This window comes from Epilithonimonas sp. (genome assembly GCF_056329745.1).
Genome location: NZ_JBWEYV010000013.1, coordinates 14,819 through 39,719 on the forward strand (window position 1 = coordinate 14,819; position 24,901 = coordinate 39,719).

The following is a 24,901-nucleotide window of genomic DNA, read 5'->3' on the forward strand; positions in this document are numbered from 1 at the left end:
TTTAGATTTCTCAAATAATTTAAAATCTAAAATTTATCATTTATAATTATTTGTTAAGTGCTTTTTCTACTTCGTTTCCGCAAAGGTCTTTGATTGCGATGCCGTAAATTTTGGCTTGTTGCGGAAGAATGCTTGCAGGTGAAAAACCGGGATTGGTATTCATTTCCAAAAGATGTGGAATTCCGTCAACAATAATGAATTCCGAACGCGAAAAGCCACTCATTCCCAACGATTTGTAAGCTTTGATAGAAATTTCTTCTACTTTTTTTCTGGTTTCTTCATCAATTCTTGCAGGCGTGATTTCCTGGGAAGCACCTTCATATTTAGCTTCGTAATCGAAAAATTCTTTATCGGGAACAATTTCCGTAATTCCTAAAACAATCACTTCGCCTTGATAATCCAAAACTCCAACGGAAACCTCCATTCCGACCAAAGCACTTTCGATTAAGATTTCATCGTCTTCTTTATAAGCAAATTCGATGGCGTTTTTTAGTTCGCTTTTATCTTTCACTTTAGAAATTCCCAAAGAAGAACCACTTTGGTTTGGTTTCACAAAAAGCGGAAGTCCTAATTTATCTACAATTTCGTTATCAGAAATATCTTCGCCATTTCTTAAATAAATGCTTTTTGCAGATGGGATTCCGTATTTTGAAAGAACTGCTAACGTATCTTTTTTGTTAAACGTCAATGCGCTCTGATAGAAATCGCAGCCAGTGTATTTTTGCCCCACCGCGTCCCAGTAAGCCTGCATGATACCATTTTCGCCTGGTGTGCCGTGTATTGTATTGAAACAAGCGTCAAATCTCAAACTTTCTCCGTTTCCTAAATCTGCAGAAAAATCAGCTTTGTTGATGGGTTTTTTATGATTGTTTTCGTCTAAGAAATACCATTCATCCTTTAGAATCACTACTTTATAAACATTGTAAAGTTCCCGATCCAACGAATCAAAAATGAGTTGTCCGCTTTTGAGAGAAACTTTGTATTCATCAGAATAACCGCCCATTACTACGGCTACATTTTTTTTGCTCATTATAAATTTTCTTGGAAACAAATGTAAATATTTTATGAAAAAATAAAGATTAAATCTGGCGAATTTTTGAATATAGAACTAAAAAACACAAAAGCACAGAATAATTACAACAAATATTATTATTTAAGGCACAAAGTTTTATACTACTAAATATTAAAAAAATATGTGATTTTCATCGTGCCCTTATGTTGAATTATTATGATTAATAAAAATATAACCTCAAATAAGGCCAGTAAATCAAAACGCCGACACAAACCGAAGCAATCACCGCAAGCAAAACGGCTCCTCCGGCTAAATCCTTGATAATTCCAATTCGTTGGTCAAAATCCGGCTGAATGTAATCGCAGATTTTTTCGACGCAGGTATTTAACGTTTCTGTAATAAGGACGCCAAAACTGCAAAGCAAAATCAAGGCAGTTTCAAATGGATCTAAACCTAAAAAAACAATCAGAAAAAGATTGATGATTAATCCCAAAATTTCCAATTGAAAGTTACGTTCGTTGCGCAGGATCCACATCAGCCCGTTAATAGTGTATTGTACACTTTTGTGAAATGGCGGTTTTTTCATTCTCTTGTATTGTCAATGTAGGTTTGAACTTTGCAAAGTTATCCAAACTATTTTACTCCATTTCAATAATTGTTAATAACTAAGTAAAATCAACTTTTGCAATCGAATCGAAATCATTATATTTGTAGAATTGAAATAAATACAGTTTATGAGATTTATTGTTGCCAGTGGCGATTTGCAAAAAGCTTTACAGACGGTGAGTGGCGTTATTTCCGGTTCACAGTCCAGACCAATTTTGGAGAATTTTCTTTTCGAATTAGACCAGAACTTGTTGACAGTGACGGCTTCTGACGGAGAAACTACGCTGATTACTTCTCTGGAAGTAAAGTCTGACGACAAGGGAAAAATTGCCGTTCCCGGGAAGATTTTTCAGGATTTCCTGAAAACTTACGGTGAGCAGCCTTTGACTTTGGCTGTTAAAGATTCCGAAGATGGCAATGGAAGCGTTTTGGAGATTTTGGACGAGAAAGACAATTTTGCAGTAGCATTGGATAATGCTGATGATTATCCGGAATTGCCGGAGTTTGATGCGTCTCAAAAGGTGAGCATTCCTGGTGGCGTTTTGGCAGAAGCCTTGACTAACACGCTGTTTGCTACAAGTAATGATTCTCTGCGACCTGTGATGACGGGTGTTTTATTTCAGTTCAAAGAAGATGAGACTAATTTTGTATCCACAGATTCTCACAGGTTGGTGGTTTACAAAAGAACGGACATCGTGAACCCGGAAACGCTGGAATTCATTATGCCAAAGAAACCATTGTCAATTTTCAAAAATATCCTGAACAATTCCAGCGATGATGTTGTGATTGAATTTAGTGATAATATGGCGAAATTCACGTTTGGTAATAATATATGGATCTGCCGTTTGATTGATGGAAAATACCCCAATTACAACGCTGTAATCCCAAAAGAAAACCCGAATGTGTTGACAATTAACAGAGGTTTGCTTTTGAGTTCTATCAGAAGGGCTTCTATTATGTCCAACAAATCGACTAATCAGGTGAGATTCAAATTGTCTGGTAATGTGCTTCATCTGCACGCAGAAGATACAGAATACGCTAACAAAGCAGATATGCAGATCCCTTGCGATTATAACGGTGATGATATTAATATTGGTTTCAGTTCCAAGTTTTTGACCGAGATGTTATCCGTGTTAGCGTCAGACGATATCACCATGAAAATGTCTCAACCTAACAGACCAGGAATTGTTGAACCAGTTGACGGACTGGAAGATAACGAAAGTATCCTGATGTTGTCTATGCCGGTGATTGGGTTATAAGACTTGCTGATTATCAATTTTAAAATATAAAAATGAGATTTGAAAATTCAAATCTCATTTTTTATTTTGTATGAATTTATATCAATATTATGAAAATCAATTATGTTTTGATTTAAATTTAAATATTTCAACTTTCTCGTTTCTCAAAAAATCACGATATTTGCAAACTTAATTGGGTTTCAGATTTAAACCTAAAATTTCAAATCAATCAAATGAAAATTTCTAATAATTGGCTTAAAGATTACATCAAAACCGACCTTAATTCAGAAAAAATCAGTGCTTATCTTACAGATATAGGCCTGGAAGTGGAAGGTATTGACCAGTTCGAGAGCGTAAAAGGAAGTCTGGAAGGGATTATTGTAGGCAAAGTTTTGACTTGCGAAAAACACCCAAATGCCGATAAACTCAGCAAAACAACAGTGGATGTTGGAAACGGAAAAATTCTCGACATTGTTTGCGGTGCTCCTAATGTGGCTGCCGGGCAAACAGTTCCTGTAGCGGTTGTGGGTACAAAAATCTACGCCAAAGATGGCAGTTCTTTCGAAATCAAAAAAGCTAAAATCCGTGGCGAAGTTTCCGAAGGGATGATTTGTGCCGAAGATGAATTGGGACTGAGCAACGATCACGCCGGGATTATGGTTTTGGACGAAACAAAATATGAAGTTGGAAAACCTTTTGCTGATTATTTTGAATTGACAAACGATGAAGTTTACGAGATTGGTTTAACACCAAATAGGACCGATGCAATGTCACATTATGGTGTTGCAAGGGATTTGCAGGCTTTCGTGTCTTCCAATAACTTAAAATCAGAATTTTCTAAAATAGAATCCAAGGTGTTGAACATCGAAGGGTCTCACGATTTCAAACTAGAAGTGGAAGATTCTGAATTGACACCAAGATATTTGGGTGCGGTTATAGAAAATATTGAGGTCAAAGATTCTCCGGATTGGCTAAAAAACAGACTGAAAGCAATTGGATTGTCGCCCATCAACAATGTGGTAGATATTACCAATTATATCCTTCACGGTCTTGGGCAGCCGCTTCACGCTTTTGATGCAGACAAAATTGCAGGCAAAACTGTGAGAGTTGGAACTGTAAAAGAAGGTACAAAATTCAAAACCTTAGATGGTGTAGAAAGAACCCTGAATGGTTCGGAAATTATCATCAAAGATGCCGATAACCAGCCTTTGTGTATTGCCGGTGTTTTTGGTGGAAGTGAAAGTGGCGTTTCTACAGGAACTAAAACTATTTTTCTGGAGAGTGCTTATTTTAATCCTGTTGCTATTAGAAAAGCCTCAAAATTCCACGGGCTTAATACCGATGCATCTTTCCGTTTTGAGCGGGGTGTAGATCCTAACAATGCCAGAACGGCTTTGACGCATGCCATCCATATGATTCAGGAATTAGCAGGTGGGAAATTGGTAGGCGAAATTTTGGAATATTACCCAGAAAAAATCAAGGATCATTATATTGTTTTCAGGTATTCTCAGTTAGACCAGATTTTGGGAACTAAAATCCACAGGGAAAAAGTAAAAGAAATCCTTAAATCACTTGATATTCAGATTCTTAATGAAATACAAAACGGTTTGGAATTGTCTGTTCCTGTTTACAGAGCGGATGTAACCAGAGAGATTGATGTCATAGAAGAAGTGTTGAGAATCTATGGTTACAATAAAATTGATGCCCCGAAAAAAATATCGTTTACACCCGTTAAATTAAGTTTTGACGATCAGGATGCTCTGGAAAATTCCTGGGCAAGAACGTTGCAGTCCAACGGTTTTCACGAGGTGATGAACAACTCCCTTCGTTCCGAAAAAGATGAAACCAATGCTGTAAAACTGCTCAATCCATTGAGTAATGATCTGGCTTTTATGAGAAAATCACTTATGGAAGGGCTTTTGGAAAATACGATTTACAATATCAACCGGAAATCACCGGATATTAAGTTTTTTGAATTAGGAAAAATCTATCATAAAAAAGAACAATACGAGGAGAGAAAACAGCTGGCGATCCTAACGTCTGGTAGGGAAGTGGCAGAAAACTGGCTTCAGCCAAAAAGTGCAACAGATTTCTACCATCTGAAGGCGTATGTCAAAATCCTTCTTGAAAAACTTAATGTAGAACTTCACGAGTCTGCGCTGGAAGATGAGCGTTTTTCCGATGCTTTGGAAATCAAATCGGACGGTAAAACTTTGGCGAGATTAGGCAAAGTTGCTCCACAATTGCTGAAAGATTTTGATATTAGTCAGGATGTTTTCTACGCAGAAATAGAGCTGGAAAATTGCCAAACGCTGAGAGCAAAAGGCAATCTTAAATTTGTGGATATTCCGAAATTTAATAAGATTAGAAGGGATTTGGCTTTATTGGTGGACAAAACCATTACTTATGCAGAATTGTATGAACTGGCAAAATCCAACAAATCACCGTTCCTGAAAAATATCAACCTGTTTGACGTTTACGAAGGAAAAAACCTTCCGGAAGGTAAAAAATCCTATGCCTTGAGTTTCGAACTTTTAAACGAGGAAAAAACTTTGGAAGACAAAGATATTTCAGAAGTTATGAATTCGTTGATCAAGTCCTTTGAGAAAGAATTCAAAGCAGAGCTGAGGTAATTTTTTTTCAGAAATCATAATAATATCCCTTTCAGAGCTTTGTAATCTGAAAGGGATATTATTTTATAGAAATTATAGATTAAATCATTTCTAATTCAAATTAATTCCAAACATAGTTTTTGTAAATTTGCCCCAATGAATTCATTAGTTACAAAATACAATATTCCGGGTCCGCGCTATACGTCTTATCCAACCGTTCCTTATTGGAATGAAGCCGATTTTACGCCGCACGACTGGGAAAAATCGGTTATAAAATCTTTTTCCGAAAGCAATGCCAAGGAAGGGATTTCCATCTACATCCACTTGCCATTTTGCGAGGCACTGTGTACGTTTTGTGCCTGCCACAAAAGGATTACAAAACAACATTCTGTAGAAATCCCTTATCTTGAAAGTGTTTTGAAAGAATGGAAATTATATTTGGATTTATTTGATGAAAAACCAAAATTAAAAGAACTTCACTTAGGTGGTGGAACCCCGACTTTTTTCTCTCCCGAAAATCTGAAAACACTCTTAAAAGGAATTTTTGATACTGTGGAAATTGCAGAGAATCAAGAGTTTAGTTTTGAAGGTCATCCCAATAATACAACGCGGGAACATTTGCAAACTTTGTACGATTTGGGTTTCAGAAGGGTGAGTTTTGGTGTTCAGGATTATGATCCAAAAGTTCAGAAAGCTATTAACAGGATTCAGCCTTTTGAAAATGTCAAAAATGTGACGGAATGGGCGCGGGAAATTGGTTATAAAGGTGTAAGCCACGATTTGGTTTTCGGATTGCCACACCAGACCTGGGACGCGATGGAGTTTACCATCCGCAAAACTCTGGAACTGAAACCGGATCGTTTGGCGTTTTATTCTTACGCGCACGTGCCTTGGGTAAAAGGCGTTGGCCAACGTGGTTTTGACGAAAATGATTTGCCAAGTGGCGATGAAAAAAGACGGCTTTATGAAGACGGTAAAAAACTGCTGGAACATCTTGGTTATATAGAAATCGGGATGGACCATTTTGCGTTGGAGCATGATGACCTCTACCAATCGCTGATTCAGAAGAAACTACACCGTAATTTTATGGGTTATACATCCAGCAAAACGCAGCTGATGGTCGGTTTGGGAATGTCAGCTATTTCTGACAGTTGGTATGCTTTTGCACAAAATGTAAAAACAGTGGAAGAGTATCAGAAAATAGTGGAAGAAGGCAAAATCCCTGTTTTCCGAGGCCATATTTTGGACGAAGAAGATCTCATCATAAGAAAGCATATACTGAATCTGATGTGCCAGTTAGAAACAAGTTGTGACCTGCAAAACTCTTTCCCAGGAATTGAAGATGCGCTTGAAAAACTTAAGGAAATGGAATCTGATGGTCTGGTGGAAATATCAGACAATCAAATAAAAATTACTGAAAAAGGGAGGGCTTTTACAAGAAATGTGGCAATGGTTTTTGATCTTAGAATGATGAGAAACAAACCGGAAACAAGGATTTTCTCGATGACAATTTAGTTTTTGAAGACTTAGGTAAATATTACTAATAATGAACTGGATTTATGGCTTTGATTAAACATAACAATATCATTCTGAAAAGTTCCAAAGAATTTTTAGCAGATGCTATTTTCCCTAAATCTGGCATGAAATTACCGCTGATTATTTTTGTTCATGGCTACAAAGGTTATAAAGATTGGGGCGCTTGGGAAATGATGGGCGAGAAGTTGGCAAAAGCCGATTTTTACTTTGTTAAATTCAATTTTTCGCATAACGGAACTACTTTGGAAAATCCAGATTATTTTGCAGATTTAGAAGCGTTTGGAGAAAATAATTATTCCAAAGAACTGGATGATTTGGAAGTGGTTATTAATCATTTCAAAAATCAAAAAGAAGTGGATTCTAGCCAAATTATTCTGCTTGGTCATAGTAGAGGTGGTGGCATTTCTATTATCAAAGCTTCGGAAAATAAATCAATTTCAAAATTAATTACGCTTGCTAGTGTTTCTACATTGGATAGGTTTCCAAAAGGTGAAACTTTTGAGAACTGGAAAAACAATGGCGTTTACTATGTAGAAAATGCCCGAACGAAACAACAAATGCCTCATTATTTTCAGTTTTACAAAGATTTTGAAAACCATAAAAATAGGTTTGATGTAAAGCAAGCCTGCCGTAAACTTACAATTCCTGCATTGTTTATCCATGGCGATGCGGACGAATCTGTTCCAATACAACATTCTGAAAATCTTAACCATTGGACGCATGGTTCTGAGATTCAAATTATCAAGAATGCCAATCACACATTTGGCGCAAAAGAACCTTGGAAAGATCATTCTTTACCCTTCTGCCTTACAACTGCCGTAGAAAAAATGATAAATTTCTTAAACAAAAATTCCTGATAGTTTTATTAAATGAATGTGTTAAGATATAGTAATATTTGATTGGTGGTTTGGTTTAATTTTTGTGATTAACAACTCAACAAATATTATAAATTATGAAAGCACAAATCGGGTTAGAACCTAAAAAAGCAGAATCTATAGCAGAAGTTTTATCATCTCTTTTAGCAGATGAATTTGTATTGTATGCCAAAACAAGAAACGCGCACTGGAACGTTCAGGGACCGGATTTCCACACCGTACACTTGTATTTTGAAACTCTATATCACGAGTTAGAAACTTACATTGATGACGTGGCAGAAAGAATCAGACAAATTGGTCATTTTGCGCCCGCAACTCTTAAAGATTATCTGGAATTAACACATCTTACAGAAGAACGTGTGGATAAAAATGATAGTATTAGTTTTATCAAGGATCTTTTATCTGATCACGAGGCGATTATTATTTTCTTGAGGGAAAACATCGATAAAATCGAGGAAGATTACGATTTCGGCACCAGCGATTTTCTTACCTCATTAATGGAAAAACATGAGAAAACAGCATGGATGCTAAGATCTCATTTGAAATAATCATCCTACATTTGATTTACAAAATAGAAAGGCTGCCTTTGTGGGCAGCCTTTTTTAAGGTTTTCTTTTAATGATATTATTGTTTTCTATCCATCGCTTTTTACTGTTGATATCAATGAGGTACCAGATGTCCTTGGCTTTCATAATATATAGATTATAGACGATAGGGCGAACAATTTTTTTACCTTCGAGCAGGTCAGCCCTTATGGATACTGCATTTTTTTTACGTACAAAGTCTCCTGTAAATATATTTGAATAAGATTTGCCGGTCTCTTTATCATCAATCAGTTCAATCATGGTCAATGTATTGTCGGCGTTAAATTCTAAAATATGCCGCTCACTATGATCATGGAAATCTTCTATCAATACAAATTTCTTATTATTAATCGTATAAGATGAAGCGTCAACCATCTTTTTGTGCTTGGCCTCAATCTGCTCTAGAAGATCATTAATAGCGGAGTAACCCTGCGAAAAAAGAAAGGGTGCAGAGACTAACCCGGTAAGAATAAATATTTTTTTCATTTTCATATGTGTATTGATTACAAATTAAGTTAATGTAAACTTGATATACAAATCTTTTTCATCAAAAAATAGAAAACCCTTTTTTATTTATCTTCATAACATCATCAAAAGAATAAAATTTTAACTTTTGGAACTAATGACGCCGTTTAGCATAACAAATTGATGGATGTATTACTTTACTACATAATTTTTTAACTATTATGCCTAGTTTTTACAAATAGAATATTTGGTGGTAATTTTAAAAAATGAAATATTATTTGAAATATTTATTATCTTTTCCATTTAATACTCTACGTTATTATGCATAATTTTCACTAAAAAACATGTTAATTGGTGAAATTTTACTTTTCAATAAAAAATTTAGAGATTTTAAAGTGATTAATAATTATTGTTTTATCTAATGAAATTTTTGACACCATAATATTATGTAACAAGCTTTTGTCACAAATTAAGATAAATTCAATTTTAATATACATCTATTTTTTTATATTTATAAACAAACAAAAGGGATAACTTTTATGATTGATAAACGTGTGAAAAACGCAGCAGAAGCAGCAAAAGACATAGAAAGTGGTATGACATTAATGATAGGAGGCTTTGGTCTTTGCGGTATTCCGGAAAACTGCATTGCGGAATTGGTGAATAAAAATATTAATCAACTCACCTGCATTTCCAACAACGCAGGTGTGGATGATTTTGGGCTTGGCCTACTACTTCATAAAAAGCAAATCAAAAAAATGATCTCTTCCTATGTTGGCGAGAATGCTGAATTCGAACGTCAAATGCTTTCCGGAGAGTTGGAAGTGGAACTAACGCCACAAGGAACCTTAGCCGAAAAATGCAGGGCAGCGCAGGCAGGAATTCCGGCATTTTTTACACCTGCAGGTTACGGAACCGAAGTTGCAGAAGGCAAAGAAGTCCAGTATTTTAATGATAAACCTCATATTTTGGAGCATGCTTTTAACGCGGATTTTTCTATTGTTAAAGCATGGAAAGGTGATTATGCTGGCAATTTAATTTTCAAAGCGTCGGCACGCAACTTCAATCATCCAATGGCCGGAGCCGGCAAAATAACGATTGCCGAAGTGGAAGAGCTGGTAGCGCCAGGTGAACTGGATCCCAATCAGATTCACATACCGGGGATTATGGTTCAGCGGATTTTCCAGGGCAACCACTATGAGAAAAGAATAGAACAACGTACCACCAGAAAACACCAAAACCATGCTGACTAAAGAACAAATTGCAAAACGTATATCACGGGAAGTTAAAGACGGCATGTACGTCAACTTGGGCATCGGGATTCCCACTTTGGTAGCCAATTATGTCCCGGATGATATTTCGGTAGAATTTCAGAGTGAGAACGGCGTGTTGGGCATGGGGCCTTTCCCTTTTGAAGGCGAAGAAGATACCGATCTTATCAACGCCGGCAAACAGACCATCACCATTCTTCCGGGTGGTTCGTTCTTTGATTCTGCGTTTAGTTTTGGGATGATCAGGAGTCAGAAAGTAGATCTCACCATTTTGGGCGCTATGGAAGTATCCGAAAAAGGAGATATTGCCAACTGGAAAATCCCGGGTAAGATGGTGAAAGGCATGGGTGGCGCGATGGATCTGGTAGCCTCTGCTGAAAACATTATTGTCGCCATGATGCATGTTAACAAAGCTGGTGAATCAAAAATCCTGAAGAACTGTACATTGCCGTTAACTGGTGTTAATTGTGTCAAAAAAATCGTGACAGAGCTCGCCGTTATGGAAGTTACACCTTCCGGGATCAGGCTTCTAGAGAGAGCTCCAGGAGTTACAGTTGAAGATATTATTAGAGCGACAGAGGCTCAACTCATCATTGATAGGGAAGTGCCTGAGATGACTTTTTAATAAAAAGATAATGGATTAGAACAGCTGCAATTTTTGTAGCTGTTTTTGATTGAACTTCAAAATAAATGAAATCTACTCCGTCATGCTGCGAGTCCAAGACGTTCTATCGTAATTACCCATAATTTACATATTTGAGAAAAAAACGTGCAACAATCGCGTCTGAATGGCCGTTAATTTTTTCATTTACAATTTAAACGGCTATATTTGTGAATTAAATCCAATTGTAGAAAATATGAGCAAAATTTCTGACCGACTGAACAGACTGAGTTATTCCCAAACCTTCGTAATGAGCAATAAAGTTCGTGACATGAAAGCATCCGGTATCGATGTCATCAGCCTTACTCTAGGTGAGCCCGACTTTGATGTGCCGCAAAAAATAAAGCAGGCAGCCTTCGATGCAATCAACGAAAATTACAGTCATTACTCTCCGGTTCCAGGTTTTTTAGAACTTAGACAAGCCGTCGCAGACAAGCTCAAAAGAGATAATAACCTGGATTACAAACCGACTCAAATTTGCGTTTCCAATGGTGCAAAACAATCTATCATCAATGTATTGGCGGCCATTGTTAATCATGGAGACGAGGTGATTCTTCCTGCGCCATATTGGGTAAGCTATGATGAGATGGTAAAGTTGGTAGGCGGGACTTCGGTGTTTATAGAAACTTCCATCGACAATGATTTTAAGATTACGGCAGAACAACTGGAAAAAGCTATTACACCTAAAACCAAGGCGTTGCTTTACAGTTCGCCATGTAATCCTTCGGGCAGTTATTACACAGGGGAAGAGTTGGAGGCCATCGCTAATGTGATTGCAAAATATCCAGACATCACCATCATTTCTGATGAAATCTATGAATTTATCAACTATGGCGGCGAGCATGTTTCAATAGCGAGTTTCCCACAGGTATATGAGCAGACTGCGGTAATCAACGGGATGAGTAAAGCCTTTGCAATGACAGGGTGGAGGATTGGCTACTCGGCTTGCCCCGAATGGCTGGCAAAAGCTTGTGACAAGGTTCAGGGACAGATGACAAGTGGCGCTAATACGGTGGCTCAGAGAGCTTCTATCACGGCACTGAAGATGGATCCGCAGGAACTCCAGTACATGATTTCCGAATTCCATAAAAGAAGGGATCTGGTTTACGGGCTGATGAAAGACATCAAAGGATTCAAATGTAATTTGCCAAAAAGCGCGTTCTACATTTTCCCTGATATTTCTTACTATATAGGTAAAACACTTAATGGCACCGAGATCAAAGATGCCGATGATTTTGCCATGTTCTTGCTAGAAAATGCCCATGTAGGTTGCGTAGGCGGCGTAAGTTTCGGGAGTCCGGAGTGTATCCGTTTTTCATACGCAGCATCTGAGCAGGAACTGACGGAAGCCATGACCAGAATTAAAAATGTGTTGGATCAGTTTTAGATTGATTTAGATTTAGATTAGTCAAAATCATCATCAAATAATTATAAAAACCTTTGTATACTACGCCAAATGGCATCAGATTTAATTTTAAAATATTTCCCTGATATTACCGATACGCAGCAAAAACAGTTTGCAGCTTTGGAACCACTTTACAAAGAATGGAATGAGAAGATCAATGTCATCTCGAGAAAAGATACAGACAGCCTTTATGAGAAACATATTCTCCATTCTTTAGGAATTGCAAAAGTGATGGATTTCGCAGATGGGACAAAAGTGCTGGACATCGGTACAGGTGGTGGTTTCCCCGGTATTCCGCTGGCAATTCTTTTCCCCAATGTTCAGTTTACCTTGGTAGACAGTATCGGTAAGAAAATCACTGTGGTAAAAGGCGTTGCAGAAAGCCTTGGCCTGAAAAATGTTACCGCGCATCACATGCGGGCAGAGCAGCTGAAAGAGAAATTCCATTTTGTGGTCAGCCGCGCCGTTACCCAGATGCCGGTTTTCCTCACGTGGTTGAGGGGCAAATTTGAAAAAGAGCAATTCAACCCGAAGCATAATGGAGTGCTTTATCTCAAAGGCGGCGATTTGGCTGAGGAACTTGCCGGACTCAAATGTGAAATTTTTAATCTGAAAAGCTACTTTGATGGTGAGTTTTTTGATACCAAAAAAGTAGTGTATTTATCAAAAGGTAACTTTAGTAATTAAAAAAATAAAATCAAGATGAAAAAAGCAGTCATTATTTTACCAGCGATAGTATTCTCGTTATTATCTATCTCTTGTAATAATCATGATGATTATGAGGAGATTAAAAATGTTTTTGCCACCAAAATTGATAGTGTTGAAATTGGTCAAGGCAAAATGGTTTTGGGCAGTACTCAAGAAATCAAAATGTACTCTACATTTACCAAAGGTTGCGAGGGGCTGTACTCACAAGACTACCGTCAAACTAATGATTCCGTGCGTATTTTAGCCAATATTGCTTATAAAAGCAATGCCGCTTGTGGCAGTGGAACTTATGTGGATGGCAGCCGTGTCAACTTTGCCCCAACCCGGAAAGGAACTTTTACTTTCAAATTTTTTACAGGCAAAGGTTCCGCCGGGGAAGATACCTTTTTGGAGAAAAAGATTATAGTAGAATAGTTTATTTAGGAGCTAATTCCCGCTTTCCGTTGCAATCTTTTTGCTCGGCATGGCCTCTCGCAAAAAGGATTTTCACTGCAATCGGGGCTATAATTTTTGTCATTACAATTAATATTAATTATACTTAAAAAACGACATCATTCAATTAATTTGTCAATAATAAATAGTCTTTAGGTTAATTGATGCTATTTTGTGATTTTCTTTGAATTTGTTTACTATCTTAAACAACTTTTCAAACTGAAAATAGATATTTGTAATTAATTAATTGTAAGAGTTTTATGACAAAAAAAATAAAACCCAATCTTTCCATGGCTCAGATAATCAATATGAGTATGGGCTTTTTGGGAATCCAGATGGCATTTGGTTTACAAAACGGTAATGCCAGCAGAATTTTGGCAAATCTGGGTGCAGATGTTCACGAATTATCCTGGTTTTGGCTCGTGGCGCCAATTACAGGCTTAATCGTTCAGCCCATTATCGGGCATATGGGAGACAACACCTGGAGTCCCTTGGGAAGGAGGAAACCCTACTTTTTGATTGGTGCTGTTTTGTGTGCGATCGGATTAGTTTTATTGCCAAATGCCGCTTCTGTTACTCATCTTATTGCTGCTAATGTATTATTATTGGCGGTGATTTTCCTAGCGATGATGGATGCTTCTATCAACGTTGCAATGGAACCGTTCCGCGCTTTGGTGGGGGATATGTTGCCGAAACATCAGGGGACAATTGGTTTTTCTGTACAAACGATTTTAATTGGAGTCGGCGCCGTTATAGGTTCCTACCTTCCAGACTGGTTAACCAAATTAGGAATTTCAAATGTTGCACCGGAAGGTTTTGTAGCAGATAATGTGATCTTTTCTTTTTATGTGGGCGCAGGATTTTTGATTCTGACCATTCTTTATACGATTTTCACCACCAAAGAATATTCACCAGAGGAATTTGCCGCTTTTGAAGATGGAAAAGAAATAGCAGAACCTTCCAAATTCTCAGATATTTTTAAAGATTTCAAAAACATCCCAACTCAGATGAAAAGATTGGGTATTGTTCAGTTCTTTTCCTGGTTTGCTTTGTTTACGATGTGGGTTTTCACCACAAGTGCCTTGGCGACACATCATTTTGGATTGTCTCCAGAAGATACCCATTCAGCAGCGTTCAATAACGCTGGGGATTTGACGGGAAAATTATTTGGAATGTATAATCTTTGGGCGATTCCGTTTGCATTTTTATTAACACCCATTGCCAAATTTTTAGGCAAGAAACAAACGCACGCACTGGCTTTATTAGCTGGCGGTTTAGGACTGATTTCGATGTATTTTATCAGAGATACATCATTACTGTGGATTTCGATGATAGGATTGGGATTTGCCTGGGCAAGTATCTTGGCAATGCCTTATGCGATGCTGATTGAAGTCATTCCGCAGAGGAAAATGGGTGTTTATATGGGGATTTTCAATTTCTTCATTGTAATTCCTCAAATTATCAATGGCATTTTTGGTGGACCAATTGTATCTCATATTTTTGGAAAAATGGCGATTGACTATGTTGTGGTTGGTGGTATTTGTATGTTGATTGGCGCAGTCGTCACAATGGTTTTCATCAAATCAGAGGATGAAACTCCTATGGAAATTGAGGAAGAAATCCAACAGGTTCATTTTTAAGCGTAAGAAATTTTTACTAAAAATTCATTGGATTAAAGGATAATTCCATCAAATATTTGATGGAATTTTTTATTTGCATATTTAAAGGTACAAAATCTCATCTAGCATATATAATTTAGACATCGTAATTATAACACCGTTCAAACTTTGACAATCAGTTCTTTATGATTGTTTTTGGTTTTGATGAATATCGTATTGTAAGCTGTATTATCTGTGTTTTTCATACATTAATAAAGGTATTTTTGTCAAAAAAATAACAAAATGGCTTGTTTATAATAATAAAGTTTTTACATTTGTACCATTCAATCAAGCAAATGAATCAATCAATTATTATTCTTGTCATTCTTGTCATTATCGGATTCCGGTGGTGAGTAATGGCTTGTGATAATATTTGATTCAAAATAATACAGACCATTCTCATCTCGAGAATGGTTTTTTTATTTTAAAAATATCAGAAACAAATAAAAAATCAATACAAAATGTATTACAATGACGACAGTTTTCTCTTTTTTGAAGGGGAATATGTGAAAGCAAAAGATGCGAAAACCGATTTATACGGCCAGTCTCTGCACTACGGTTATGCTGTGTTTGAGGGCATAAAATCTTATCAGACAGATAAGGGGACAAAGATCTTCAAGGCAAAAGAGCATTATGACAGATTAAGGAAATCAGCTGAAACCATGATGATACCTTTCGATTATTCCACTGATGAGATGATTGATGCCACTTACAAATTGTTGGAAATTAATAATTTAACCAATGCTTACATTCGTCCGATTGTCATTTGTTCTCCTAATATGGCTCTGTCAAAAGGGCAAAAAAGTTATTTGGCCATCGAGGTTTGGAATTGGGATAATGGTTACCTCGCCAATAAAATGAGGATTATGACATCGTCATTTGAGCGCCCAAATCCAAAAGCTTTCAAAGTCGAAGCTAAAGTGAGCGGTCATTATGTTAACTCAATTTTAGCCTGTCAGGAAGCGAAAGACAAAGGTTTTGATGAAGCTTTGGTCTTAGATGCAGAAGGAAATGTGGCAGAAAGTTCCGGTGCCAATATTTTTTATGAAAAAGACGGCAAACTGTTTACTCCGGCAAAAGGCAGTATCCTGCCTGGGATTACTAGAGCAACCGTTTTTGAAATTTGCGATAATCTTGGAATCCCTTACCAAGAAAAATTCTTCAAACCTGAAGATATGCAAGGTACAGATGCCGGATTTTTCTGTGGAACGGCGGCCGAAATTGTAGCCTTGGATTCCCTTGATAACATTCCTTTTAAATTGAATTGGGAAGACAGTTTATCAGCCAAAATTCAAACTGCTTATCGCCATCTCGTGTTAGAAGAAGATTATTCATACCTGAAATCCAAACTGCAATATGTGTAACGTAGAACTGAACAAATATTCCAAGACACTTACAAAAGACCCGACTCAGCCTGCGACCCAGGCGATGTTTTACGGGATTGGTTTTCAAAAGGAAGATTTTGACAAAGCTCAGATTGGAATCGCAAGTATGGGCTACGACGGAAATACCTGTAATATGCACCTGAACGGTTTGGCTGAAATTGTCAAAAAAGGAGTAAAAGAACAGAATTTGGTTGGATTAATGTTCCATACTATCGGAATCAGCGATGGGATGACCAACGGCACCGATGGGATGCGTTATTCTCTTGTAAGTCGTGATATTATTGCAGATTCTATCGAAGCCGTTTGCGCAGGACAATATTATGACGGGTTGATTACCGTGCCGGGTTGTGACAAAAATATGCCGGGTTCTTTGATTGCGATGGCTCGTCTTGATCGCCCTTCGATAATGGTTTATGGTGGCAGTATTGCACCGGGACATTACAAAGGCGAAGATTTGAACATCGTTTCGGCATTCGAAGCTTTGGGAAATAAATTGGCAGGCAAAATTTCTGAGGAAGATTTCCAAGGCGTAATTCAAAATTCTTGTCCAAGCGCAGGGGCGTGTGGCGGAATGTACACGGCCAATACAATGGCTTCAGCAATCGAAGCTTTGGGAATGAGTTTGCCTTATTCCTCTTCTTATCCGGCATTAAGCAAAGAGAAAAAAGAAGAATGCCGTTTTGCAGGTCATTATGTGAAAATTCTTCTCGAGAAAGACATCAAACCATCCGATATATTGACGCCAAAAGCTTTCGAAAATGCTTTAAGGTTGATTATGATTTTAGGCGGAAGTACCAATGCAGTTCTCCATTTTATTGCGATCGCAAAATCTATCGGATACGATTTGACATTGGACGATTTCCAGCGAATTAGTGATGAAACTCCATTTTTAGCCGACCTTAAACCGAGTGGAAAATACCTGATGGAAGACCTTCACAAAGTAGGCGGCGTTCCGGCGGTGATGAAGTATTTGTTGGATTTAGGCTTGCTCCACGGCGATTGTTTAACAGTTACAGGAAAAACGATTGCTGAAAATCTAGAACACGTCACCTCAATTATTGACAGACAACAAAATATCATTCACGATATCAAAAACCCTATCAAAGAAACGGGTCACATCAGAATTATGTACGGAAACCTTGCGGAGAAAGGTTCTGTGGCTAAGATCACGGGGAAAGAAGGCAGTTATTTCAAAGGAACGGCGATTGTTTTTGATGGAGAAAAAGAATTCATCAAAGGCATTGAAGATAAAAAAATTAAGGAAGGAAATGTGGTTGTCATCAAAAATGAAGGGCCAAAAGGCGCTCCCGGAATGCCGGAAATGTTGAAGCCTACTTCCGCTTTGATGGGTTCTGGTCTAGGAAAAAATGTAGCATTGATTACGGACGGAAGATTTTCAGGAGGAACGCACGGTTTTGTCGTTGGTCATATCACGCCGGAGGCTTTTGCAGGAGGATTAATTGGCTTAATAAAAGATGGCGATGTGATAGAGTTGGATGCTGAAAAAAACACCATCAATGCATTGTTGTCAGACGAAGAAATTACCAAAAGAAAAGCCGAGTTCCAACAACCAGAATATAAAGTGAAAAGCGGTGTTTTATACAAATATGCCAAATGTGTGGCAGATGCATCACAAGGGTGTGTAACCGATTTATAATGAAAAAAGCAAATTTGAATATTATGAGTACGCTTGAAATAAAAGAAAATAAAGATTCTGAACAGCAGAAGGCTGTTGAAATCTCGGGTTCAAAAGCGGTTTTAGAAGCTTTGTTGCAGGAAGATGTTCATACGGTTTTTGGCTATCCAGGAGGAGCGATTATGCCAATTTATGATGCTTTGTACGATTATTCGGACAAGTTGAAACATATCTTGGTTCGTCACGAGCAGGGTGCTATTCACGCTGCACAGGGATTTGCAAGAACTTCGGGGAAGACAGGCGTTGTGTTTGCAACCAGCGGTCCCGGTGCCACCAATTTGGTGACAGGTTTGGCAGATGCGATGATAGACAGTAATCCGATTGTCTGCATTACAGGTCAAGTGTTTGCCTCACTTTTGGGAACGGATGCTTTTCAGGAAACGGATGTGATTAATATTACAACACCTGTCACCAAATGGAATTATCAGGTAACCGACGCCACAGAAATCCCGGAAGCAATTGCCAAGGCGTTTCATATTGCAAGCACTGGTCGTCCTGGTCCGGTTTTGATTGATATTACAAAAAATGCGCAGTTACAATTATTTGAATATTCAGGTTATAAAAAATGTAATCATATCAGAAGTTACCGACCCGAACCGGAAATCAGAAATGAATATATCCAGCAGGCTGCAGAACTCATTAATCAGGCCAAAAAACCGTTTGTGCTTTTTGGGCAAGGCGTAATTTTGGGCAAAGCGGAAGAAGAATTCAAAGCTTTTATTGAGAAAGCTAGCCTTCCTGCAGGAGCTACTGTGATGGGATTGAGTGCTTTGCCTACCAGTCACAAATTGCACGTCGGGATGTTGGGAATGCACGGCAATTATGCACCGAACGTAATGACTAATGAATGCGATGTTTTGATTGCAGTGGGAATGCGTTTCGATGACCGCGTGACTGGCCGTTTGGACAAATATGCGAAACAGGCAAAAGTTATCCACCTTGATATTGACCCGGCTGAAATTGATAAAAATGTGAAAACCACCGTTCCGGTTTGGGGCAATTGCAAAAAAACACTTCCACTTTTAACCGCTTTATTGAAAGAGAATGACCATTCAGCTTGGCTGGAGAAATTCCGTGAGTTGGAAAAAGAAGAAGTTAAAGAAGTCATCCATAATGAACTGAATCCCACAACCGACATTATGACGATGGGGGAAGTGATTAAAGTCCTAAATGAACTGACCAATGGTGATGCGATTATCACAACCGATGTTGGTCAGCACCAGATGGTGGCTTGTAGATATGCCCAATTCAATCATTCTAAATCCAGCGTCACATCGGGTGGTTTAGGAACAATGGGGTTTGGTTTGCCAGCGGCGATAGGAGCTTGGTATGGCGCACCTGAAAAAACTGTTGTTGCCATTATCGGCGATGGCGGATTTCAAATGACGTTGCAGGAATTGGGAACGATCATGCAGTTCGGCGCTAAAGTTAAAATTCTGATTCTCAATAATGAATTCCTTGGAATGGTAAGACAATGGCAACAGTTGTTCCACGACAGACGTTATTCTTTTGTAAACATCACAAGTCCGGATTTTGTGGCGTTAGCAAAGGCTTATTATATCGATGGACAAAAAATATCAGAAAGAAAAGATCTTAAAACAGCCTTGGAAACAATGATCAGTCACGATGGTGCTTATCTTCTGGAAGTAATGGTTGGGAAAGAAAATAATGTTTTTCCAATGGTTGCACAGGGTACATCGGTTTCAGAGATCAGACTTAAATAAAATCATAACAATGGAAAAACAAGAATTTACCATCACATTATATACAGAAAACTCGGTTGGGTTAATCGGCAGGATTTCAGGGATTTTTTCGCGGAGAAAAATCAATATCGAGAGTATGAATACATCGCCGTCAGAGGTTGAAGGTATTCATAGATTCACGATTGTTATTAACGAGATCGAAGAAGTGGTCAAAAAACTTTGCCGCCAATTGGAAAAGCAAATCGACATCATGAAAGCCTACTTCAATACAGATAACGAGATTGTATGGCAGGAACAAGCGCTTTACAAAGTGCCGACAAAAGTAGTGACAGAAAAAGTTTATGTAGAAAGGTTGCTTCGTCAATATGGTGCATCTACGGTTGTTATTCGGGAAGATTATATCGTTTTCGAAACAGCAGGGCATCGTGAAGAAATCGACAGGCTGACCGAAGAGTTAACAAAATATGGACTTATCGAATTTGTGAGAGGTGCAAGAATAGCCATTATCAAAAACAGCCGAGGCATCCACGACAAAGTCCTCGAATTTGAAAAAAGGGAACCTTCACCAGAACTTATAGAAAACGAATATCTCGACAAACGCGACGACGTTTTCACCATGTAATTTTCCTATAAATCAAAATTTAAAAATCAAAAATATTAATCAAAAAAAGTAGTTCCAGTAATTCTCATTACTTGATACGCAATACTTTTTACTTTTTACAAAAAATTATGGCAAATTATTTCAATACCTTATCGCTCAGAGACCAGTTGCATCAGCTTGGACAAGCAGAATTTATGGACAGCTCAGAGTTTTCTGATGGCGTTTCTGCGTTGAAGGGAAAGAAAATTGTAATCGTAGGTTGTGGCGCCCAGGGCCTTAATCAAGGTCTTAATCTTCGCGACAGCGGATTGGATGTTTCTTACGCATTGCGTCAGGAAGCAATCGACCAAAAGAGAGATTCGTGGAAAAACGCAACCGAAAATAATTTCAAAGTCGGAACTTATGAAGAACTAATTCCAACAGCGGATTTGGTTATCAATTTAACGCCCGATAAGCAGCATACTTCTGTGATTAATGCGGTTCAGCCTTTGATGAAACAAGGTGCGACGTTGTCTTATTCTCATGGTTTCAATATTGTGGAAGAAGGGATGCAGATTCGTCCTGATATTACTGTAATTATGGTTGCTCCAAAATGTCCTGGCTCCGAAGTTCGTGCCGAATATCTGCGTGGTTTCGGTGTTCCGACTTTGATTGCCGTTCATCCCGAAAATGATCCCCAGGGCAAAGGCTGGGCAGAAGCCAAGGCCTATTGTGCAGGTACCGGCGGTCACAAAGCTGGTGTTTTAAAATCCTCATTCGTGGCAGAAGTTAAGTCTGATTTGATGGGCGAGCAGACCATTTTGTGCGGATTGTTGCAGACGGGTTCTATCCTTTCCTTTGACAAAATGGTAGAGAAAGGCATTGATCCTGGGTACGCTTCCAAATTGGTTCAGTATGGTGTTGAGGTGATTACTGAAGCTTTGAAACATGGCGGTGTGAGCGGAATGTTGGACAGACTTTCGAATCCTGCAAAACTTAAAGCTTTCGAATTGTCAGAAGAATTAAAAGACATTATGCGTCCGCTTTTCCAAAAACATCAGGATGATATTATCTCTGGTGAATTCTCAAAAACAATGATGGAAGATTGGGCAAACGGCGACGCCAATTTATTGAAATGGCGAGCAGAAACAGGTGAAACCGCTTTCGAGAAAACACCGGCGGGCGATGTGAAAATCGATGAACAGGAATATTTTGACAATTACCTTTTGATGTCGGCGTTCATCAGAGCTGGTGTTGAATTGGCTTTCGAAACGATGGTTGAAGCCGGGATCAAACCGGAATCTGCTTATTACGAGTCACTGCACGAAACACCTTTGATTGCTAATACTATCGCCAGAAAAAAACTGTTCGAGATGAATCGTGTGATTTCCGACACCGCAGAATACGGCTGTTATCTTTTCGACCAAGCTTGCAAACCTTTGTTGGCGGGTTTTATGAAGTCTGTTGATACTGATTTGGTGGGGAACGACTTTAACGAAGGCATAAATGCTTCGGTGGACAACGCCCAATTGGTCTATGTTAACGATGTTTTGAGAAATCATCCTGTAGAGATTGTCGGCAAAAAACTGCGTCAGGCTATGACCGCGATGAAGTCTATCAAAACTGTTTAAAAATAAAGCTTCAAGGTTTTAAAAATCTTGAAGCTTTCTAAAATATAAAAATGTCAACTCCAATCATCCAAATTTCAAATCTCAACTTTCAATATGGCAACCAAGTTATATTGAAAGATTTCAACTGGGAAATATCCTCTGCGGAATGCTGGATGTTAGGTGGATTGAGTGGAAGCGGAAAAACAACTTTAGCAAAAATCATTTCAGGAGAAATTAAAAATTTTGAAGGGCAGGTTGATGTTAATTTTGATGAAAATTCAGAATTGCCAAAGAAGGTTTTGTATGTTTCCAACTGGTTTCAGTTCAGTAATCTGGAAGGTGACAAAAATTTTTATTACCAACAGCGGTACAACCAATTGGCCAAAAACGATACGGCCACTGTTTTTACAGAACTGAATCATTTCGGGAAAGAAAACCATCTCGATTTTGAAATTTTAGCATCGTATTTGGAACCTTTTGGATTTGAAAATTTTAAAAATCAGCAATTAATAGAATTATCAAGTGGCGAACACAAGAAGTTACAATTACTAAAAGCACTTTGGCTAAAACCTCAGGTTTTGGTTATAGACCAGCCTTACACAGGTCTGGATGTAAAATCAAGACAGTTTTTGAACCAGGCTTTTGATGATTTAATTAAAGAAAATGTAACGTTGATTTTAATCAATAATGATGACGAATTTCCTGAAAGTGTTCAATATTTTGTAGAGATAGAAAACGGAAAATTAGTTCATCGAAATTCCCCGAAAGACTTTTCTAAAGGTGAAAAAAGGATTCCAAAACCGCTTCCTTTTTTCCTTAAGAATAATCAGGAAAATGAACAGGAAAGCCTCATCAAATTAGAAAATATCAATATTTCTTACGGTGAAAAGCAAGTCCTGAAAAACATCGATTGGCAAGTCGGTTCCGGTGAACAATGGTTGTTGCAAGGACACAACGGTTCGGGAAAATCTACCTTGTTAAGTTTACTGAATGGTGACCATCCGCAGGCTTACGCCAATCAAATTTATTTGTTTGGGCAAAAGCGGGGAAGTGGCGAAAGTATTTGGGACATCAAAGAAAAAATCGGAATGATTTCGCCCGAATTACATTGGTATTTTGATATGAATGCGAATGTTGGGCAAACCATTGCTTCCGGTTTTTTTGACTCGATGAGTTTGTATCAGAAACTGAGTTTTGACCAGCAGCAACAGTTGGAACAATTGATTTATTTCTTCGATTTAAAAGAAGATAAAAACAAAAAATTGAGTACGCTTGCTTTGGGAAAACAACGTTTGGCTTTACTCGCCAGAACATTGATTAAAAAACCAAAACTTCTGATTTTGGATGAACCTTGCCAGGGAATGGACAACGAGCAAACACAATATTTCAATCAGGTGATTGATGATTTGGCAAGCCAGGGACAGTCGTTGATTTACGTCGGCCATTTTGAATCCCAATTGCCCAAAAAACTCAGCCACAAACTTGTTCTGGAAAACGGAATGATGATAATTAAAACAAAAATCAAAGAACCTGTAATATAAATGAAGATGAATGAGACGATGATATTTCCAACTTTAGAAGCTGTAAAAGCAGCCCGGAAAAGCATAGAAAATGTCGTGAATCACACGCCTTTGCAATACAACGCAAGGTTGTCAGAAAAATTTGGAGCCAATATTTTTCTTAAAAGGGAAGATTTGCAACCGGTGAGGTCGTACAAATTGCGGGGTGCTTACAATAAGATCAAAAACCTTTATAACGAAGGCAAAACATCAGACGGGATTGTCTGTGCAAGTGCCGGGAATCATGCTCAGGGCGTAGCTTTTTCTTGTAAACAACTCCAAATAAAAGGAACCATTTTTATGCCTGTGACTACGCCGAAGCAAAAACTGGAGCAGGTGGAAATGTTTGGTGGTAAATTCGTGGAAATCAAACTGGTAGGCGATACTTTTGATGCATCAAAAAATGCGGCTTTTGATTTTGCAAAAACTTCAGGTGCGGCTTTTATCCATCCTTTCGATGATGCTCAGATTATCGAAGGTCAGGCGACTTTGGCACTGGAAATTTTGGAGCAAAATACCGATCCTATTGATTTTGTTTTCATTCCCATTGGCGGCGGTGGTTTGGCTTCCGGCATTTCGACGGTTTTCAAATCGGTGTCTAAGGAGACTCAATTAATTGGTGTTGAACCCAAAGGTGCACCTTCGATGAAAACTTCCATTGGTAATAATATTAATACGGAATTGTCTGAAATTGATGGTTTTGTGGACGGTGCTGCGGTAAAAAAAGTCGGTGATTTGACGTTTGAGATATGTAAAAATGCGCTTTCGGACTGCATTTCTGTAGACGAAGGCAAAGTTTGTGATACCATTCTTCAACTCTACAATAGGGAAGCCATTGTCCTTGAACCTGCCGGGGCTTTGTCCATTTCGGCTTTGGAGCAATATCGAAACCAGATCAAAGGTAAAAATGTGGTTTGCATTGTTAGCGGAAGTAATAATGATATTACCAGGATGGAGGAGATTAAAGAGAGGGCTTTGCTCTATAATGGTTTGAAGCATTATTTTATGGTGAAATTTCCGCAACGTCCCGGTGCTTTGAAAGATTTTGTGCTGCATGTTTTAGGCGAAAATGACGATATTACCCATTTTGAATATACCAAGAAAAATTCGCGGGAAACGGCTTTGGCAATTGTCGGAATTGAGCTTTCCAATCCAAATGATTTTGAAGGTTTGAGAAACAGGATGCAGCAGCTCGGTTATTTTGAATCTTATCTTAATGACAATCCTGATGTACTGAACATGCTAATCTAATCATTGTAGTATCAACGAAATTTAAAAAAATAAAACTCTGCCAAAAGGTAGAGT

At 38.1% G+C, this 24,901-nt stretch carries 21 protein-coding genes; 18 read left to right on the forward strand and 3 right to left on the reverse strand.

The genetic code is table 11. The features are described from left to right. Positions 1-46: 46 nt before the first annotated feature. Together AC00Y6_RS10230 and AC00Y6_RS10235 are read right to left on the reverse strand one after the other, a co-directional pair. Entirely contained in the window at positions 47-1,030 is a 984-nt protein-coding gene (locus AC00Y6_RS10230; protein ID WP_474490524.1) for a D-alanine--D-alanine ligase, read from the reverse strand. Positions 1,031-1,232: 202 nt separating this feature from the next. Further along, positions 1,233-1,598 carry a diacylglycerol kinase gene (locus AC00Y6_RS10235; RefSeq protein ID WP_474490525.1) on the reverse strand — a complete coding sequence of 122 codons (366 nt, stop codon included), beginning with the start codon at positions 1,596-1,598 and terminating at the stop codon, positions 1,233-1,235. Positions 1,599-1,746: 148 nt separating this feature from the next. Here AC00Y6_RS10235 and dnaN point away from each other — a divergent pair, with 148 nt between their 5' ends. The 5 genes from dnaN to AC00Y6_RS10260 all read left to right on the forward strand — a co-directional run bounded on the left by dnaN (position 1,747) and on the right by AC00Y6_RS10260 (position 8,427). Further along, complete coding sequence (gene dnaN / locus AC00Y6_RS10240) at positions 1,747-2,877, forward strand: DNA polymerase III subunit beta (RefSeq protein ID WP_474490526.1); 1,131 nt, start codon at positions 1,747-1,749, stop codon at positions 2,875-2,877. A 212-nt stretch (positions 2,878-3,089) separates the two neighbouring features. Then, positions 3,090-5,489 (forward strand): phenylalanine--tRNA ligase subunit beta, encoded by a 2,400-nt coding sequence (pheT, locus tag AC00Y6_RS10245; RefSeq protein WP_474490527.1) that lies wholly within the window; start codon positions 3,090-3,092, stop codon positions 5,487-5,489. 135 nt (positions 5,490-5,624) lie between these two features. Next, positions 5,625-6,983, forward strand: a complete 1,359-nt coding sequence (hemN, locus tag AC00Y6_RS10250; protein ID WP_474490528.1) for an oxygen-independent coproporphyrinogen III oxidase — start codon at positions 5,625-5,627, stop codon at positions 6,981-6,983. 44 nt (positions 6,984-7,027) lie between these two features. Further along, a complete protein-coding gene (locus AC00Y6_RS10255; RefSeq protein ID WP_474490529.1) occupies positions 7,028-7,861 on the forward strand; it encodes an alpha/beta hydrolase family protein in 834 nt (277 codons plus the stop codon). A 95-nt stretch (positions 7,862-7,956) separates the two neighbouring features. Continuing rightward, positions 7,957-8,427 carry a Dps family protein gene (locus AC00Y6_RS10260; RefSeq protein WP_474490530.1) on the forward strand — a complete coding sequence of 157 codons (471 nt, stop codon included), beginning with the start codon at positions 7,957-7,959 and terminating at the stop codon, positions 8,425-8,427. A gap of 54 nt (positions 8,428-8,481) precedes the next feature. Here the strand turns inward: AC00Y6_RS10260 and AC00Y6_RS10265 are convergent, their stop codons facing one another. Then, entirely contained in the window at positions 8,482-8,949 is a 468-nt protein-coding gene (locus tag AC00Y6_RS10265; protein ID WP_474490531.1) for a hypothetical protein, read from the reverse strand. A gap of 518 nt (positions 8,950-9,467) precedes the next feature. Here AC00Y6_RS10265 and AC00Y6_RS10270 point away from each other — a divergent pair. From AC00Y6_RS10270 to ilvA, 13 genes are all read left to right on the forward strand, one after another. After that, a complete protein-coding gene (locus AC00Y6_RS10270; RefSeq protein WP_474490532.1) occupies positions 9,468-10,181 on the forward strand; it encodes a CoA transferase subunit A in 714 nt (237 codons plus the stop codon). Next, on the forward strand, positions 10,171-10,824 hold the full coding sequence (locus AC00Y6_RS10275) for a CoA transferase subunit B (RefSeq protein WP_474490533.1): 654 nt from the start codon (positions 10,171-10,173) through the stop codon (positions 10,822-10,824). The genes AC00Y6_RS10270 and AC00Y6_RS10275 overlap by 11 nt, the downstream gene beginning before the upstream one ends. Positions 10,825-11,056: 232 nt before the next feature. Further along, positions 11,057-12,247, forward strand: coding sequence for a pyridoxal phosphate-dependent aminotransferase (locus tag AC00Y6_RS10280; RefSeq protein ID WP_474490534.1), 1,191 nt, complete (start codon positions 11,057-11,059; stop codon positions 12,245-12,247). Positions 12,248-12,316: 69 nt separating this feature from the next. Continuing rightward, positions 12,317-12,952: a 16S rRNA (guanine(527)-N(7))-methyltransferase RsmG gene (rsmG, locus tag AC00Y6_RS10285; protein ID WP_474490535.1), complete on the forward strand. Its 636-nt coding sequence runs from the start codon at positions 12,317-12,319 to the stop codon at positions 12,950-12,952. Positions 12,953-12,967: 15 nt separating this feature from the next. After that, complete coding sequence (locus AC00Y6_RS10290) at positions 12,968-13,387, forward strand: hypothetical protein (protein WP_474490536.1); 420 nt, start codon at positions 12,968-12,970, stop codon at positions 13,385-13,387. A 278-nt stretch (positions 13,388-13,665) separates the two neighbouring features. Continuing rightward, positions 13,666-15,045: an MFS transporter gene (locus AC00Y6_RS10295; RefSeq protein WP_474490537.1), complete on the forward strand. Its 1,380-nt coding sequence runs from the start codon at positions 13,666-13,668 to the stop codon at positions 15,043-15,045. Positions 15,046-15,524: 479 nt separating this feature from the next. Further along, positions 15,525-16,427 carry a branched-chain-amino-acid transaminase gene (gene ilvE, locus AC00Y6_RS10300; protein WP_474490538.1) on the forward strand — a complete coding sequence of 301 codons (903 nt, stop codon included), beginning with the start codon at positions 15,525-15,527 and terminating at the stop codon, positions 16,425-16,427. Then, complete coding sequence (gene ilvD, locus AC00Y6_RS10305) at positions 16,420-18,105, forward strand: dihydroxy-acid dehydratase (protein ID WP_474490539.1); 1,686 nt, start codon at positions 16,420-16,422, stop codon at positions 18,103-18,105. Before ilvE ends, ilvD begins: the two co-directional genes overlap by 8 nt. 23 nt (positions 18,106-18,128) lie before the next feature. After that, positions 18,129-19,868 carry a biosynthetic-type acetolactate synthase large subunit gene (gene ilvB / locus AC00Y6_RS10310; RefSeq protein WP_474490540.1) on the forward strand — a complete coding sequence of 580 codons (1,740 nt, stop codon included), beginning with the start codon at positions 18,129-18,131 and terminating at the stop codon, positions 19,866-19,868. A 10-nt stretch (positions 19,869-19,878) separates the two neighbouring features. Continuing rightward, positions 19,879-20,469: an acetolactate synthase small subunit gene (gene ilvN, locus AC00Y6_RS10315; protein ID WP_474490541.1), complete on the forward strand. Its 591-nt coding sequence runs from the start codon at positions 19,879-19,881 to the stop codon at positions 20,467-20,469. Positions 20,470-20,576: 107 nt separating this feature from the next. Continuing rightward, a complete protein-coding gene (gene ilvC / locus AC00Y6_RS10320; protein ID WP_474490542.1) occupies positions 20,577-22,058 on the forward strand; it encodes a ketol-acid reductoisomerase in 1,482 nt (493 codons plus the stop codon). Between the two features lie 50 nt (positions 22,059-22,108). Continuing rightward, on the forward strand, positions 22,109-23,578 hold the full coding sequence (locus AC00Y6_RS10325; RefSeq protein WP_474490543.1) for an ATP-binding cassette domain-containing protein: 1,470 nt from the start codon (positions 22,109-22,111) through the stop codon (positions 23,576-23,578). Beyond that, complete coding sequence (ilvA, locus tag AC00Y6_RS10330) at positions 23,579-24,847, forward strand: threonine ammonia-lyase IlvA (RefSeq protein ID WP_474490544.1); 1,269 nt, start codon at positions 23,579-23,581, stop codon at positions 24,845-24,847. It abuts the gene before it with no gap. Positions 24,848-24,901 lie beyond the last annotated feature (54 nt).